This window comes from Enterobacter cloacae complex sp. 394F7 (genome assembly GCF_057320385.1).
The window spans coordinates 205,250-220,622 of record NZ_JBXWCS010000004.1 but is presented as its reverse complement, the minus strand read 5'-3'; the positions used below and the strand labels follow the sequence as shown (position 1 = coordinate 220,622).

Below are 15,373 nucleotides of genomic sequence, written 5' to 3'. Positions count from 1 at the left end.
TATCAGCTCTCGATTGCTGTCTGTGTCTCTTCAGTTGATCGATCCTGCATCCACGGTGCGTGCAACACCATGCTGGGCAGCGCCAGCTTAATCTCCTGGGCGTTCAGCCCTTCGAGAATACGGATATTAATCTCCTGCTGGATATCCATGTATTTGTTGTAATCCGCCGTATTGACAATATGAACCACTTCAAACGTCAGGCGGTCACGGTCAAACCCGAGGAAATGGGCGCGATCGAACTTTGTCTCACCCACATCGGTGATGATCTGCCTGACCATATCCCCCACATAGCGCAGCTTTTCAGGCGGCGTGTCGCTGGCGACACCAAACGTGAAGACGATGCGACGGGTCTGCATACGTTTATAGTTGTGGAGCGTCTGCTGAAGCAAAATGGCGTTACCGCAAACGATCTGCTCCCCACTCAGGCTACGAATACGGGTCGTTTTTAAGCCTATGTGTTCCACCGTTCCCGCCACGTCGTTGAACACCACGAAATCACCAATTTCAAACGGTTTATCAAAGCCGATAGAAAGCGAAGCGAAGACGTCGCTCAGAATGGTTTGTACGGCGAGGGCGATAGCAATACCCCCTACCCCCAGGCTTGCCACCAGCGCGGTGATGTTGACGCCCGCGTTAGCGAGAATCGACAGCAGCATCACAGACCAGACGATAGCGCGAAGGATAAGACCGGTGATCACCAGGGTAACCGGATTTTTATGACTGCCGGGGGCCAGCATAACGTGTCGCAGCCACGACACCACGCCCTGATCCAGCCAGAGCGCCACCTGTATCGCGAAGACCAGGAACCAGGCGTGGCTTACGGTGCTAAAGAGCCGGTCGGGTAAGTCAACAAAACGCAGGCTGATGAGCAGCGCCACAACAAAAAGCAGGAAGCGACTGGTGCGGTTAAGCATATCGGTCAGGATAAAACGCATCCTGTTTGTGGTTGGATGCTTATCTCCCCAGGTTGTGATCCCTCTCTTAACGAATGCGATCAGGCGCGTCAGAAGCCAGTAGACCAGCAGCGTCACGACGATAACCGTGGCGACGCTTACCCAGAATGTCGGCGTCATCATCAGCTCCAGGATGTCGAAGCGGGACAAAAATTGCATTTCACCTCCTCGTAGTACACAAAGGGTAAAGTATAGACAGAGGAGAAACGCTGACCGCAGAAATAAGAAAACCGCCCCGAAGAGCGGTTTTTGAGGAGAACGCGAATTACAGTGCTTTCAGGATCGCATCCACGCTGGCTTTGGCATCGCCAAACAGCATGTGGGTGTTCTCTTTGAAGAACAGCGGGTTCTGAACGCCAGCGTAGCCGGTGTTCATGGAACGTTTGAAGACAATCACGTTCTGCGCCTTCCACACTTCCAGAACCGGCATCCCGGCGATTGGGCTGCGTGGATCGTCCTGCGCCGCCGGGTTAACGGTGTCGTTGGCGCCAATGACCAGCACGGTGTCGGTGTCGGCGAAATCATCGTTGATCTCGTCCATCTCCAGCACGATGTCGTAAGGCACTTTCGCTTCTGCCAGCAGCACGTTCATGTGGCCTGGCAGACGCCCCGCTACCGGGTGGATGCCAAAGCGCACCTTGATGCCGCGCGCGCGCAGCTTCTCGGTGATTTCAGCAACCGGATACTGCGCCTGCGCCACCGCCATGCCATAGCCTGGGGTGATGATGACCGAGTGCGAGTTTTTCAGCATCTCTGCCGTATCTTCTGCGCTGATCTCACGGTGCTCGCCCACTTCTTCGTCAGAACCGGTCGAGGAGCCGTCAGAGCCAAAACCACCGGCGATAACGCTGATGAATGAGCGGTTCATCGCCTTACACATGATGTAGGACAGAATCGCACCGGAAGAGCCCACCAGCGCACCGGTGACAATCAACAGGTCGTTGCTCAGCATAAAGCCAGCCGCTGCGGCCGCCCAACCGGAGTAGGAGTTCAGCATCGACACCACAACCGGCATATCAGCCCCACCGATGGAGGCCACCAGGTGCCAGCCGAACGCCAGCGCAATGATGGTCATCACCAGTAACGCCAGCACCTGCAGACCTACGCTTTCGGTACGCACAAAGACCACCAGCAGCACAAAGGAGACCACCAGCGCCGCCAGATTCAGCTTATGACGATTTGGCAGCATCAGCGGCTTGGAGGAGATCTTACCGCGCAGCTTACCGAACGCCACAATCGAGCCGGTGAAGGTCACTGCACCGATGAAGATGCCCAGGAACACTTCGGTCAGATGAATGTTGACCAGAATCGGCTCCATGCCCGGTTCGTGGTACAGATAGCTGTTGAAGCCCACCAGCACCGCCGCCAGACCGACGAAGCTGTGCAGGATCGCCACCAGCTCCGGCATTTCGGTCATTTCAACGCGTTTTGCCAGACGAATACCGATCGCCCCGCCGATGATCATCGCCACCAGGATCCAGGCAACGTTGCCGGTATCGGGTCCGAAAATAGTGGCAATCAGCGCAATCGCCATCCCGGCGATACCAAAGTTATTACCCTGCTGAGACGTTTCGTGTTTGGAAAGTCCCGCCAGACTGAAAATAAACAGGATTGCAGCAACAATGTATGCGGCTGTCACTAATCCTCCAGACATATGCTACCCCTTAGCCTTTACGAAACATTTTCAGCATGCGCTGAGTCACGGTGAAACCACCGAAAATATTGATACTGGCGATCAGCACCGCGATAAAGCTCAGGAAGCTAATCCAGCCGCCGTGACCAATCTGCAGTAACGCCCCGACCACGATGATCCCGGAGATGGCGTTAGTGACCGACATCAATGGCGTGTGTAGTGCATGGGAGACATTCCAGACCACGTAGTAACCCACCACGCAGGAGAGCGCGAAGACGGTAAAGTGGCCGAGGAACTCTTTTGGCGCGACATCGGCCAGCCAGCCAAACAGAATAATCGCCAGCGCCATGAGCGCATATTTACGCCACGGAGACGCCGGTTTAGCAGGCTCTGTGGGTTCTGGCGCCGCTTTCGGTGCAGCCTGAGGCTGGGCGGAAACCTGAATCGGTGGCGCAGGCCAGGTGATTTCGCCTTCACGCACCACGGTCACGCCGCGCACAACCACATCGTCAAAATCAACGGTGATGTTGCCATCTTTCTCTTTGCAGAGCAGTTTCAGCAGGTTAACGAGGTTAGTACCGTACAGCTGGGACGACTGCGTGGGCAGACGGCCAGGCAGATCCGTATAACCAATCACCTTCACGCCGTTGGCGGTCGTGGATACCTGGTTCGGCACGGTATATTCACAGTTGCCGCCGTTTTGCGCGGCCAGGTCGACAATCACGCTGCCCGGCTTCATGGTGTCCACCATCTCACGGGTGATCAGCTTCGGTGCTGGTTTACCCGGGATCAGCGCGGTGGTGACAATAATGTCCACCTCTTTTGCCTGCGCGGCAAAGAGTTCCATTTCCGCTTTGATAAAGGCTTCGGACATCACCTTCGCATAACCATCACCGCTGCCCGCTTCTTCCTTGAAGTCCAGCTCAAGGAACTCGGCGCCCATACTCTGCACCTGCTCCTTCACTTCCGGGCGGGTGTCAAAGGCGCGGACGATAGCGCCCAGGCTGTTTGCCGCACCGATAGCCGCCAGGCCTGCCACACCGGCACCAATCACCATCACTTTTGCCGGAGGCACTTTGCCTGCCGCCGTGATCTGACCGGTGAAGAAACGGCCGAATTCATGGGCGGCTTCGACGATTGCACGGTAACCGGCGATGTTCGCCATTGAACTCAGGGCATCCAGAGACTGAGCGCGCGAAATACGCGGCACGGAGTCCATCGCCATTACCGTCACGCCACGTGCCGCCAGCTTCTCCATCAGCTCTGGGTTTTGGGCAGGCCAGATAAAACTCACCAGCGTGGTGCCCGGGTTCAGCAGCTCAATCTCGCTCTCTTGCGGCGCATTCACCTTCAGAATAACGGGTGATTGCCAGACTTCAGCACCGTCCACCACGTCCGCACCAGCCTGAATAAAGGCCTCGTCATCGAAACTCGCCAGTTTGCCCGCGCCGCTTTCAATGGCGACGGTAAAACCCAGTTTAAGCAGTTGCTCCACCGTTTTTGGTGTCGCCGCTACGCGGGTTTCATTGGCAAACCGTTCTTTTGGTACCCCAATACGCATAGTTTTCCCTTCCATCGGTTTGTGATGATGGTTTATCGATAAATGCCCGCAGTTGCATCAAATTTCGCCATCCTTAGAGCGGCGGCAAATGAGTAACCCCGGAAAATAAAACAGTAACAAACTTTCTATAACCTACTGAAAATAGCGCCTGCGATCTACCGCCTGAAAACACTATTTCTTACATTATCTGTGAAAAATAAGCGATCGGCTTCGCTGACAGAGATATTTACCTTAAATTCATCCTCAGAACCGATAAATCGCGCAAGCGAAGCGGTAAAAACATGATATAGCGCCATATGAGATCAACTTATTAACATTAAATTAACTTGTAAAAGTCATATGCTTTATCACTTTTGCTTGTCAAACGCCTGTTTTTTCAACATATCACTAAATGTTATCGAATCAGATCCTTCGGTGAGCACAGGCTGTGAAAAATGGCGCAGACAGCAACAGGTTTTAAATGCCATAATCGGGACCGTCTCAAATTAACAACAATACCAGTACATGGTTTGCGCAAGGCGAAGGATTATTTTTATGAAGCTTAAGAACACACTCCTGGCGTCCGCACTTCTTTCCGCGACCGCCCTGTCTGCGAATGCCGCGACAGAGTTAACGCCGGAGCAAGCGGCAGCGTTAAAACCTTTTGACCATACGGTCATTGTGGGTCGTTACAACTCTATTGGCGATGCCGTTACCGCCGCATCAAAAGCCGCTGATAAAAACGGCGCAGCGTCGTTTTACGTGCTTGACCAATCCGATCAAGGCAATAGCGGCAACCAGCGCGTGACCATTGCGCTGTACAAAGAGAATGCGCCAAAAGCTGACGCGCCGAAAAACCGCGTGATCAACGGCGTCGTTGAACTGCCTAAAGATCAGGCGATTGAGCTGGAACCGTATGACACCGTTACCGTTCAGGGCTTCTACCGCAGCCAGCCAGAAGTGAACGATGCCATCACCAAAGCCGCGAAACAAAAAGGGGCTTACTCGTTCTACATCGTGCGTCAGGTAGATGCTAACCAGGGTGGCAACCAGCGTATTACCGCGTTCATCTATAAAGAAGATGCGAAAAAACGCGTTCTGCAAAGCCCGGATGCCATCCCTGCTGATTCAGAAGCCGGTCGCGCAGCGTTAGCGAAAGGCGGCGAAGAAGCGAAGAAAGTCGAAATTCCAGGCGTAGCAACCTCCGCAGCGCCAAGCGCTGAAGTGGGCCGTTTCTTTGAGACGCAATCCACGAAAGGTGGCCGTTACTCCGTTACCCTGCCAGACGGCACCAAAGTTGAAGAGCTGAACAACGCCACGGCTGCGCAGATGGTGCCGTTCGACAGCATCAAGTTTACCGGCAACTATGGCAACGGTACGGAAGTCTCTTATCAGGTCGCGAAGCGTGCGGCGAAGAAAGGGGCGAAGTACTATCACATCACCCGCCAGTGGCAGGAACGTGGTAACAACATGACCATCAGCGCCGATCTGTACAAGTAACAAAACCCTTCATTAAAGGCGGCTCAGTGCCGCCTTTTTTTGTTACTTTTTTTGAATTTCTGCTACACATCATTGCATGCGTTCGTGACACTCCGTAAAATCCCGCGCCTTAGTGTGATCCACCATTTTTATGCGCCTGTGCGAAATAATTATTCTGGATTTGGACCTTTCATAACAGGAAGCCAATGGAAAAGAAACTTGGCCTGAGTGCTTTAACTGCACTCGTTTTAAGCTCAATGCTGGGTGCGGGGGTATTCAGTTTACCGCAGAATATGGCGGCCGTCGCAAGCCCTGCCGCGCTACTGATTGGCTGGGGGATTACCGGCGTTGGCATTTTGCTGCTGGCCTTCGCCATGCTGCTGCTGACCCGTATTCGTCCCGATCTCGATGGCGGTATTTTCACCTACGCGCGGGCCGGTTTTGGGGAGCTGATTGGCTTCTGTTCCGCGTGGGGTTACTGGCTGTGTGCGGTGATCGCTAACGTCTCCTATCTGGTTATTGTCTTCTCGGCGCTCAGTTTCTTTACCGATAAGCCCGAACTGCGTCTTTTTGGTGACGGCAACACCTGGCAGTCGATTGTCGGTGCGTCGGTGCTGCTGTGGGTCGTACACTGGCTCATTTTGCGCGGCGTCCAGACAGCGGCAAGCATTAACCTGGTGGCGACGCTGGCCAAACTGGTTCCGCTCGGGCTGTTTATTGTGCTGGCGTTTATGGCATTCCGTCTGGATGTATTTAAACTCGATTTCACTGGCCTTGCGCTGGGCGTCCCCGTCTGGGAGCAGGTGAAAAACACCATGCTGATCACCCTGTGGGTTTTCATTGGTGTTGAAGGTGCGGTGGTGGTCTCTGCCCGCGCGCGCAACAAGCGCGACGTCGGACGCGCCACGCTGCTGGCGGTGCTGGCGGCCCTCGGTGTCTATCTGCTGGTGACGCTGCTGTCGCTGGGTGTGGTGGCTCGTCCTGAACTGGCCGAAATGCGTAACCCATCCATGGCCGGTCTGATGGTGAAAATGCTCGGTAGCTGGGGCGATGTGGTCATTGCCGCGGGGCTGATTATCTCCGTCTGCGGGGCTTATCTGAGCTGGACCATCATGGCGGCGGAAGTGCCTTTCCTGGCTGCCACGCACAAAGCGTTTCCACGTCTGTTTGCCCGTCAGAATAAAAACAGTGCGCCGTCAGCGTCACTCTGGCTGACGAATATCAGCGTTCAGGTCTGCCTGGTGCTGATCTGGCTCACAGGTTCGGACTATAACACCCTGCTGACCATCGCCTCGGAGATGATTCTGGTACCCTATTTCTTAGTGGGTGCGTATCTGTTAAAAATCGCCACCCGCCCGGCGCACTATGCGGTAGGGATCGGCGCCTGTATTTACGGTTTGTGGTTGTTGTATGCTTCCGGGCCTATGCACCTGCTGCTGTCGGTGGTGTTGTATGCGCCGGGCCTGCTGGTGTTTATCTATGCCCGCCGTACTCATCAGCTGGAGAACGCGCTTAAACGCCGCGAAATGGCCCTCATCGGGCTGTTACTGGTTGCTGCCGTACCGGCAACCTGGATGTTAATGGGATAACCCTGCGTTTCCCATTGTTGAACTGAAAAGGAGAATACGATGGGAACTGCGCAGCATCGCCCAATACTGATCACCGGTGGAGGCCGTCGTATCGGCCTCGCCCTCGCCCATCACTTTCTCAACCTTCGCCACCCGGTCATTGTCAGTTACCGCACGGAATACCCCTCGATAGACGGGCTACGAAAAGCGGGTGCAACCTGTATTCAGGCTGATTTCTCCACCGACGATGGCATTCTTGCCTTTGCGGATAAGGTCAAATCAACGACCCACGGTCTGCGGGCGATTATCCATAACGCCAGCGCATGGCTTGCAGAAAAACCCGGTACGTCGCTCAGCGAAACGCTCGCCTGTATGCTGCAGATCCACGTCAATGCCCCCTATTTGCTTAACCATGCCCTGCAGGATCTGCTGCGCGGCCACGGCCATGCCGCGGGTGACATTATTCATTTCACCGATTATGTGGTGGAGCGCGGGAGCGACAAACACATCGCTTATGCGGCGAGTAAAGCCGCACTGGATAACATGACGCGTTCATTTGCCCGCAAGCTGGCACCAGAGGTCAAGGTGAACGCCATCGCCCCGGCGATGATTTTATTCAATGAGGGCGATGATGCCGAGTATCGTCAGCAGGCGCTGAATAAATCCCTGATGAAAATCGCCCCTGGCGAGAAAGAGGTGATCGACCTTATCGATTATCTGCTCACCAGCTGTTACGTCACCGGCAGAACCTTTGCCGTGGACGGCGGGCGACCGCTGCGCTAGTGATAGCGGCTCCAGAAGAAAATCAGCACCCAGGCGCTGAGCCCCCAGCAGACCACCGCCCCGCCCAGCGCCAGGGGAAGCCGCAGAAAGCTCGTGAAATACCACAAGGACAACAGGTAGAGAAAGTAAGGGATGATTGACCACATGCCAAACACAATGGTGGTGCGCAGCGCTTCAGTGCCGCGTTCCGAGGCGACAATGTAGTGTGCAATGAGCGCAAACGTCGGGAAGAGCGGAATCAGCCCGGCAATGTAGTAATTTTTGGTTTTTGCCAGTACGCCAATCAATAACACCACCAGCGCGCCCAGCGCGGCTTTTATCGCCAGCCCCATGCTTTTTCCTATAACAATCAAGTAACAATAAGAGCCAGAATAACGGAACTGACGTTAATTTTGAAAGATTAATGGAAGGTTAAGGTTACGCGGTGTATGTTGGCATTTTTCGCGATAACAGACGTTGTATGAATAAGATTGTTTATGTAGAAGATGAGCCCGAAGTGGGACAATTGATCGCCGCTTATCTGGGTAAACATGATATGGACGTTATTGTTGAGCCACGTGGCGATCGCGCCGAAGAGGTCGTGGTGCGTGAAAACCCGGATCTGGTGCTGCTGGATATCATGTTGCCCGGCAAAGACGGGATGACGCTGTGCCGCGACCTGCGCGCTCAGTGGGATGGCCCTATCGTGCTGCTGACCTCACTGGACAGCGACATGAACCATATTCTGTCGCTGGAGATGGGGGCCAATGACTACATTCTTAAAACCACGCCGCCTGCCGTTCTGCTCGCCCGTCTGCGCCTGCATTTGCGCCAGCATGCCAGCAGTGAACGCGAGGTGCCGGCGCAGTCCCTGATGCCGCATAAAGCGATGCGGTTTGGCACGTTATCCATCGATCCGGTTAACCGCCAGGTCCTGCTCTCCGGTGAGCTTATCGCGCTCTCTACCGCCGATTTTGACCTGCTCTGGGAGCTGGCCACCCATGCGGGGCAGATTATGGACCGTGACGCGTTGCTGAAAAACCTGCGCGGCGTAAGTTACGATGGAATGGATCGCAGTGTTGACGTGGCTATTTCGCGACTGCGTAAGAAACTGCAGGACAACGCCACCGAGCCGTACCGCATCAAAACCGTGCGTAACAAGGGTTATCTGTTCGCCCCGCACGCCTGGGAAACCTGATCGCGTTAGCAAAATAGCATAGCCTGCGCGAAATGAAGGCATTACATGACAATGCCCTTTCTTTCGCGCGTTAATTTGCCCGTTGGCGCAACAATTAACTTGCTAAGCCAGCGAACTAATCCATAATTACTTTTCCTGCATTCCTTCTTGAGCTCGCACCGGGCCCGCCACATAAACGTTTTTATCGCGACGCTTTCGCTACCTCTCTCCCATAAAATCTTGAAATGAGGATTTAAGCCTATGACATATGTATAGCTACCATGACGTAGAAGCCATCAAAACCAATCTTGAATGGATTGTTAATCAGGCAACGCTTAACCAGGCCTCCCCCACGCGTGCCGACCAAAAAGCCCTCTTTGATCTTCTGGAACTGATTCAGTCTTACGAAATATTGTTGGATTTAATTAACGAATTCGGAAGCGCCGTGATTGATGCGGAGATCGCGGAAGGCCTGAGCGTGACAGAAAAACTCATCGCCAAAATCAAAAGAAGTACTCACGCCATGTAACAAACCTCGGCACGGCTCAGATAATACGTTTGTCGTGCATGATGGTGGTGAAAACACCGGAAGGTTTTTCATGTATATTCTGCATGTATCGTTTTTTCGGTGAGATTTAATGAAAAAGCTTTTTGTGCAGTTTTATCTTTTGCTGTTTGTCTGCTTCCTGGTGATGACCATGCTGGTCGGGCTGGTCTATAAGTTCACTGCCGAACGAGCGGGCAGGCAGTCGCTGGACGATCTGATGAAAAGCTCTCTTTATCTGATGCGCAGCGAACTGCGTGAAATTCCGCCACATGACTGGGCGAGAACCTTAAAAGAGCTGGATTTGAACCTGTCGTTCGATCTGCGCATTGAACCGCTGAAGGATTTCGATTTAGATCCGCCTGCCATGCAGCGCCTGCGTGACGGGGATATCGTGGCACTGGATGAGAAATACACCTTTATCCAGCGCATTCCGCGCAGTCATTATGTGCTGGCCGTAGGGCCGGTGCCTTATCTCTATTATCTGCACCAGATGCGCCTGCTGGATATGGCTCTGATGGCCTTTATCGCCATTTCACTCGCCTTCCCGGTCTTTATCTGGATGCGCCCACACTGGCAGGACATGCTGAAACTGGAATCCGCCGCACAGCGCTTTGGCGAGGGGCATCTTACCGAGCGTATTCACTTTGACAGCGGGTCCAGCTTTGAACGTCTGGGGGTGGCATTTAACCAGATGGCCGATAACATCAACGCCCTGATTGCCAGCAAAAAACAGCTGATCGACGGGATTGCTCATGAGCTGCGCACGCCGCTGGTGCGTCTGCGCTATCGGCTGGAGATGAGCGAAAACCTTACGGCGGCAGAGTCTCAGGCGTTAAACCGCGACATCGGCCAGCTTGAAGCGCTCATTGAGGAGCTGCTCACCTATGCTCGTCTTGACCGTCCACAAAATGAACTGCACCTCAGTACCCCGGATCTGCCGACGTGGATCCAAACCCATATTGATGACGTCCAGAGCGTCAATCCGCAACGCACCCTGTTAACGCGCGTCACGCCGGGTGATTACGGCGCGCTGGACATGCGCCTGATGGAACGCGTGCTGGATAATCTGATGAACAACGCCATGCGCTACAGCGAGAGCACGCTGCGGATTGGCCTGGACTTGCAGGACAATCAGGCCCGTCTGACGGTGGAAGACGATGGCCCCGGCATCGCCCCGGATGCGCGTGAAACCGTGTTCGAGCCGTTTGTGCGTCTCGACCCGAGCCGCGACCGTGCGACGGGAGGGTGTGGTCTGGGACTGGCGATTGTCCACTCTATCGCGCAGGCGATGGGCGGCACGGTGCAGTGCGGGGAGAGTGAACTCGGCGGCGCATGCTTCTGCTTTAGCTGGCCGGTGTACCATAACATCGCCCTTCCCGTTCCTGCCTGACCTTAACCGCACGCTGGCCTGACCCGGCGTGCTGTGCTATACCATGAGTATGTTGTAACTAATGGGGATTCACATGGCGACATACGATCTTATCGAAAGGCTGAACAGCACCTTTCGGGAGATGGAGCATGAGCTGTTAACGCTGACCGAGCGCCTGCAGGCCTGCCGCCTGTTGGCTGCGCGGGTCTTTACCCTGCCGGAGGTGGCAAAAGGCGCAGAGCACGATCCGCTGCAAACCATCGACGTCAAACAGCATATCGGCCAATCCGCGCGGGATCTGGCGCTACAGCACTATCGTCGCCTGTTTATTCAGCAGCAGTCAGAAAACCGCAGCAGCAAGGCGGCCGTTCGCCTGCCGGGGGTGATCTGTCTGCAAACGGACGCCGAAACCCGTGAGGCGCTGGAAACCCAGATTACGCACATCAATACCCTGAAAGCGGCATTTGAAAATATCATTACCGAAGAGTCAGGCCTGGCACCAGCCGCCCGCTTTGAGTGGGTGCACCGCCAGCTTCCGGGTTTAATCACCCTGAATGCCTACCGTACGCTGACGGTACTGCGTCAGCCCGCCACGCTGCGCTTCGGCTGGGCCAACAAACACATTATCAAAAACTTTACCCGGGATGAGATCCTGGCCCAGCTGGAAAAGAGCCTGAAAGCGCCGCGCACCGTGGCTCCGTGGTCGCGCGAGCAGTGGATTGAGCGCCTGGAGCAGGAGTATCACAGCATCGCGTCATTGCCCGCTGAAACGCGCCTTAAGATTAAACGCCCGGTGAAGGTGCAGCCTATCGCCCGCGTCTGGTATTCAGGCCAGCAAAAGCAGATCCAGTACGCCTGCCCAACGCCGCTGATTGCCCTCTATGATGCCGATCAGGGCGCCGTGGTACCGGACATTGGCGAACTGCTGAATTACGATGCGGAAAACGTTCAGCATCGCTATAAGCCTCAGGCGCAGCCGCTGCAGCTGATTATTCCCCGGCTGCACCTGTATGTGGCGACGTGACTATTTCAGGCTGCCGACCATCGCTTCAGGGCGGACCCAGGCATCAAACTCGGCTTCCGTGAGGTAGCCAAGCGCCAGCGCAGAGGCTTTCAGCGTCAGCCCCTCTTTATGCGCCTTTTTGGCGATCTCAGCGGCTTTGTCGTAGCCGATATGGGTATTGAGGGCGGTCACCAGCATCAGCGACTCATTGAGCCACTGGCTGATTCGCTCGCGGTTCGGCTCGATGCCGGAGGCGCAATGCGCGTTGAAACTCTCCATGCCGTCCGCCAGCAGACGTACAGACTGAAGCACATTGTGGATAACCATCGGACGATAGACGTTCAGCTCGAAATTGCCTGACGCACCGCCCATGTTGACGGCCACATCATTTCCCAGCACCTGACAGCAGAGCATAGTCATGGCTTCACACTGCGTCGGGTTCACTTTGCCCGGCATAATGGAGCTACCCGGTTCATTTTCCGGGATGCTGATTTCACCAATACCGCAGCGCGGGCCAGAGGCCAGCCAGCGCACATCGTTGGCGATTTTCATCAGTGATGCCGCCAGCCCTTTCAGCGCACCATGCGTGTGAACCAGCGCGTCGCAGGTTGCCAGCGCCTCAAACTTATTGGGCGCGGTAACAAACGGTTGCCCGGTAATCGCGGCCAGCTCTTCCGCCACGCGCACCGCGTACTCCGGATGGGTATTTAGCCCCGTCCCCACCGCCGTGCCGCCCAGCGCCAGCTCAGAGAGATGTGGCAGGCTGTGCTCAATGTGTTTGAGATTGTGTTCCAGCATCGCCACCCAGCCGGATATCTCCTGCCCAAGGGTCAGCGGCGTGGCATCCTGCAGGTGGGTACGCCCGATTTTGACGATATCGCTGAAGGCCCGTGCTTTCTCGTTAAGGGTGCTTTTAAGCACATTTAGCTGCGGGATCAGCTGTTCACGGATGGCAATCACCGCCGCCACGTGCATTGCCGTCGGGAAGACATCGTTGGAGCTCTGGCTCTTGTTAACGTCATCGTTCGGGTGAACCTTACGCTCCATACCGCGCACGCCGCCCAGCAACTCGCTTGCCCGGTTGGCCAGCACTTCATTCATGTTCATGTTGCTCTGCGTGCCAGAGCCGGTCTGCCAGATGGCCAGGGGGAATTCGTCGGGATGCTTGCCCGCCAGCACTTCGTCGGCGGCACTGATGATGGCGTTGGCTTTGTCAGCCGCCAGCAGGCCCAGATCCAGATTCACTTTGGCGGCGGCACGTTTGGTCAGCGCCAGCGCCTGAATCAGCGAAACGGGCATTTTCTCTGTCGAAATACGGAAATGTTCCAGCGAGCGCTGGGTTTGCGCCCCCCAGAGTTTGTCGGCCGGAACGTCGATCGCGCCCATCGAATCTTTCTCACGGCGATGCGTTGTCATTACTTTCTCCTTGATAATTAAAGATGGGATTGCTCACATGCTTAAGAGATAAGTATTGATGACTTCTGAGAAACGTTATGGCGCTTTGTGCGCTCTTTTTGTTGTCGGGTGACGTAGCCGCCACCCGGCTTATTAGCTTACTTCACACATGCCGAACACTGAGAGGACTGGATCTGCTTGAAGAAGTCATTGCCTTTGTCATCCACCAGGATAAACGCCGGGAAATCTTCCACTTCAATTTTCCAGATCGCTTCCATACCCAGTTCCGGGTATTCCACGCACTCCAGGCTCTTGATGCTGCCCTGCGCCAGTACGGCCGCCGGACCACCGATACTGCCCAGGTAGAACCCGCCATGCTTGTGGCACGCATCCGTCACCTGCTGGCTGCGGTTGCCTTTCGCCAGCATGATCATGCTGCCGCCGTTGGCCTGGAGCTGGTCAACATAGGAGTCCATACGGCCTGCGGTGGTTGGGCCTAATGAGCCGGAGGCATAACCCTCTGGCGTTTTCGCCGGGCCCGCGTAGTAGATCGGATGATCTTTGATGTACTGCGGCAACCCTTCGCCGTTGTCCAGGCGCTCTTTCAGCTTCGCATGGGCGATGTCGCGGCCGACGATGATCGTGCCGTTCAGGGAGAGACGCGTCGAGACCGGGTACTGAGACAGCTGCGCCAGAATCTCTTTCATCGGACGGTTCAGATCAACGCGAACCGCTTCACCTTCACCGGCTTTACGCAACTCTTCCGGAATGTATTTACCCGGGTTGTTCTCCAGTTTTTCGATCCACACGCCTTCACGGTTGATCTTCGCTTTGATGTTACGATCCGCCGAACATGAGACGCCCATACCCACCGGGCAGGATGCGCCGTGACGCGGCAGACGGATCACACGCACGTCGTGAGCAAAGTATTTACCGCCGAACTGTGCGCCGAGCCCCAGATTACGCGCTTCTTCCAGCAGCTCCTGCTCAAGCTGAACATCACGGAACGCCTGGCCGTGTTCGTTCCCTTCGGTTGGCAGGCCGTCGTAGTATTTGGTCGATGCCAGCTTCACGGTTTTCAGCGTCGCTTCCGCCGACGTGCCGCCAATGACAAAGGCGATATGGTATGGCGGGCAGGCTGCAGTCCCGAGGGTACGCATTTTTTCCACCAGGTAGTTCTTCAGCTTGCCCGGTGTGAGCAGCGCTTTCGTTTCCTGGTAGAGGTAGGTTTTGTTGGCTGAACCGCCGCCTTTCGCGATGCAAAGGAATTTGTACTCATCGCCGTCCACGCTGTAGAGGTCAATTTGCGCAGGCAGGTTGGTGCCGGTGTTGACCTCTTTATACATATCCAGCGCCGCGTTTTGCGAGTAGCGCAGGTTGTCTTCGGTGTAAGTGTTGTAGACACCGTGCGCCAGCGCGGCTTCATCGCCGCCACCGGTCCAGACACGCTGGCCTTTTTTACCCACGATGATGGCCGTACCGGTGTCCTGGCAGGTCGGCAGAATGCCTTTTGCCGCGATATCGGAGTTACGCAGGAACTGCAGCGCGACATACTTATCGTTTTCGCTGGCCTCCGGGTCGCTGAGAATATCGGCCACCTGCTGCTGATGCGCAGGACGAAGCATAAACGAGGCGTCGTGGAAGGCGTGCTGCGCCAGTAAGGTCAGCGCCTGCGGATCGACCTTGAGGATCTCCTGCCCTTCAAACTCAGAGACAGAGACATGATCGCGGGTTAACAGGTAATATTCGGTCTGATCCTTACCGAGCGGGAAAGGATCCTGGTAATGAAAGGGTTTGTTCGACATTGTTCTCTCACTTACTGCGTCGGTCTGATTATTCAGGGCAGATGTTCCGCTGCCCGGCTTAAAAGCGAGTCAGCTTATCCTACACAATTTTTTAACAAAAACTGAGACTAGTACGACTTTTTACATCCGCAGGTTACTTCCA

The 15,373-nt window shown here is 55.2% G+C and carries 13 protein-coding genes; 7 read left to right on the top strand and 6 right to left on the bottom strand.

Annotated features, from left to right (window positions below):
• Positions 1-2: 2 nt before the first annotated feature.
• From AC2FAK_RS08030 to pntA, 3 genes are all read right to left on the bottom strand, one after another.
• A complete protein-coding gene (locus AC2FAK_RS08030) occupies positions 3-1,112 on the bottom strand; it encodes a mechanosensitive ion channel family protein (RefSeq protein ID WP_013096867.1) in 1,110 nt (369 codons plus the stop codon).
• Between the two features lie 106 nt (positions 1,113-1,218).
• The gene (gene pntB / locus AC2FAK_RS08025) at positions 1,219-2,607 is read right to left on the bottom strand and encodes a Re/Si-specific NAD(P)(+) transhydrogenase subunit beta (protein WP_013096868.1); all 1,389 of its coding nucleotides are present in this window, start codon (positions 2,605-2,607) and stop codon (positions 1,219-1,221) included.
• A 10-nt stretch (positions 2,608-2,617) separates the two neighbouring features.
• Positions 2,618-4,147 (bottom strand): Re/Si-specific NAD(P)(+) transhydrogenase subunit alpha, encoded by a 1,530-nt coding sequence (pntA, locus tag AC2FAK_RS08020; protein WP_020688274.1) that lies wholly within the window; start codon positions 4,145-4,147, stop codon positions 2,618-2,620.
• A gap of 534 nt (positions 4,148-4,681) precedes the next feature.
• Between pntA and ydgH the strand changes: the two genes are divergently transcribed.
• The 3 genes from ydgH (at position 4,682) to folM (ending at position 7,956) form a co-directional block, all read left to right on the top strand.
• Positions 4,682-5,626 (top strand): DUF1471 family protein YdgH, encoded by a 945-nt coding sequence (gene ydgH, locus AC2FAK_RS08015; RefSeq protein ID WP_013096870.1) that lies wholly within the window; start codon positions 4,682-4,684, stop codon positions 5,624-5,626.
• A 185-nt stretch (positions 5,627-5,811) separates the two neighbouring features.
• The gene (locus tag AC2FAK_RS08010; protein ID WP_095453073.1) at positions 5,812-7,194 is read left to right on the top strand and encodes an amino acid permease; all 1,383 of its coding nucleotides are present in this window, start codon (positions 5,812-5,814) and stop codon (positions 7,192-7,194) included.
• A gap of 39 nt (positions 7,195-7,233) precedes the next feature.
• The gene (gene folM / locus AC2FAK_RS08005) at positions 7,234-7,956 is read left to right on the top strand and encodes a dihydromonapterin reductase (RefSeq protein WP_013096872.1); all 723 of its coding nucleotides are present in this window, start codon (positions 7,234-7,236) and stop codon (positions 7,954-7,956) included.
• Here the strand turns inward: folM and AC2FAK_RS08000 are convergent.
• Entirely contained in the window at positions 7,953-8,288 is a 336-nt protein-coding gene (locus AC2FAK_RS08000) for a GlpM family protein (protein ID WP_095453074.1), read from the bottom strand. The genes folM and AC2FAK_RS08000 overlap by 4 nt on opposite strands.
• A 128-nt stretch (positions 8,289-8,416) precedes the next feature.
• Here AC2FAK_RS08000 and rstA point away from each other — a divergent pair, with 128 nt between their 5' ends.
• The 4 genes from rstA to tus all read left to right on the top strand — a co-directional run bounded on the left by rstA (position 8,417) and on the right by tus (position 12,052).
• Complete coding sequence (rstA, locus tag AC2FAK_RS07995) at positions 8,417-9,133, top strand: two-component system response regulator RstA (RefSeq protein WP_013096874.1); 717 nt, start codon at positions 8,417-8,419, stop codon at positions 9,131-9,133.
• A 247-nt stretch (positions 9,134-9,380) separates the two neighbouring features.
• The gene (locus AC2FAK_RS07990) at positions 9,381-9,641 is read left to right on the top strand and encodes a hypothetical protein (protein WP_038980410.1); all 261 of its coding nucleotides are present in this window, start codon (positions 9,381-9,383) and stop codon (positions 9,639-9,641) included.
• 109 nt (positions 9,642-9,750) lie between these two features.
• Positions 9,751-11,049: a two-component system sensor histidine kinase RstB gene (rstB, locus tag AC2FAK_RS07985; protein WP_013096876.1), complete on the top strand. Its 1,299-nt coding sequence runs from the start codon at positions 9,751-9,753 to the stop codon at positions 11,047-11,049.
• Positions 11,050-11,122: 73 nt separating this feature from the next.
• Positions 11,123-12,052 (top strand): DNA replication terminus site-binding protein, encoded by a 930-nt coding sequence (gene tus, locus AC2FAK_RS07980; RefSeq protein WP_095454792.1) that lies wholly within the window; start codon positions 11,123-11,125, stop codon positions 12,050-12,052.
• Here tus and fumC read toward each other — a convergent pair whose 3' ends face one another.
• Positions 12,053-13,447: a class II fumarate hydratase gene (fumC, locus tag AC2FAK_RS07975; protein WP_095454793.1), complete on the bottom strand. Its 1,395-nt coding sequence runs from the start codon at positions 13,445-13,447 to the stop codon at positions 12,053-12,055.
• A 137-nt stretch (positions 13,448-13,584) separates the two neighbouring features.
• Complete coding sequence (fumA, locus tag AC2FAK_RS07970) at positions 13,585-15,231, bottom strand: class I fumarate hydratase FumA (protein ID WP_038419230.1); 1,647 nt, start codon at positions 15,229-15,231, stop codon at positions 13,585-13,587.
• Between the last annotated feature and the right edge of the window lie 142 nt (positions 15,232-15,373).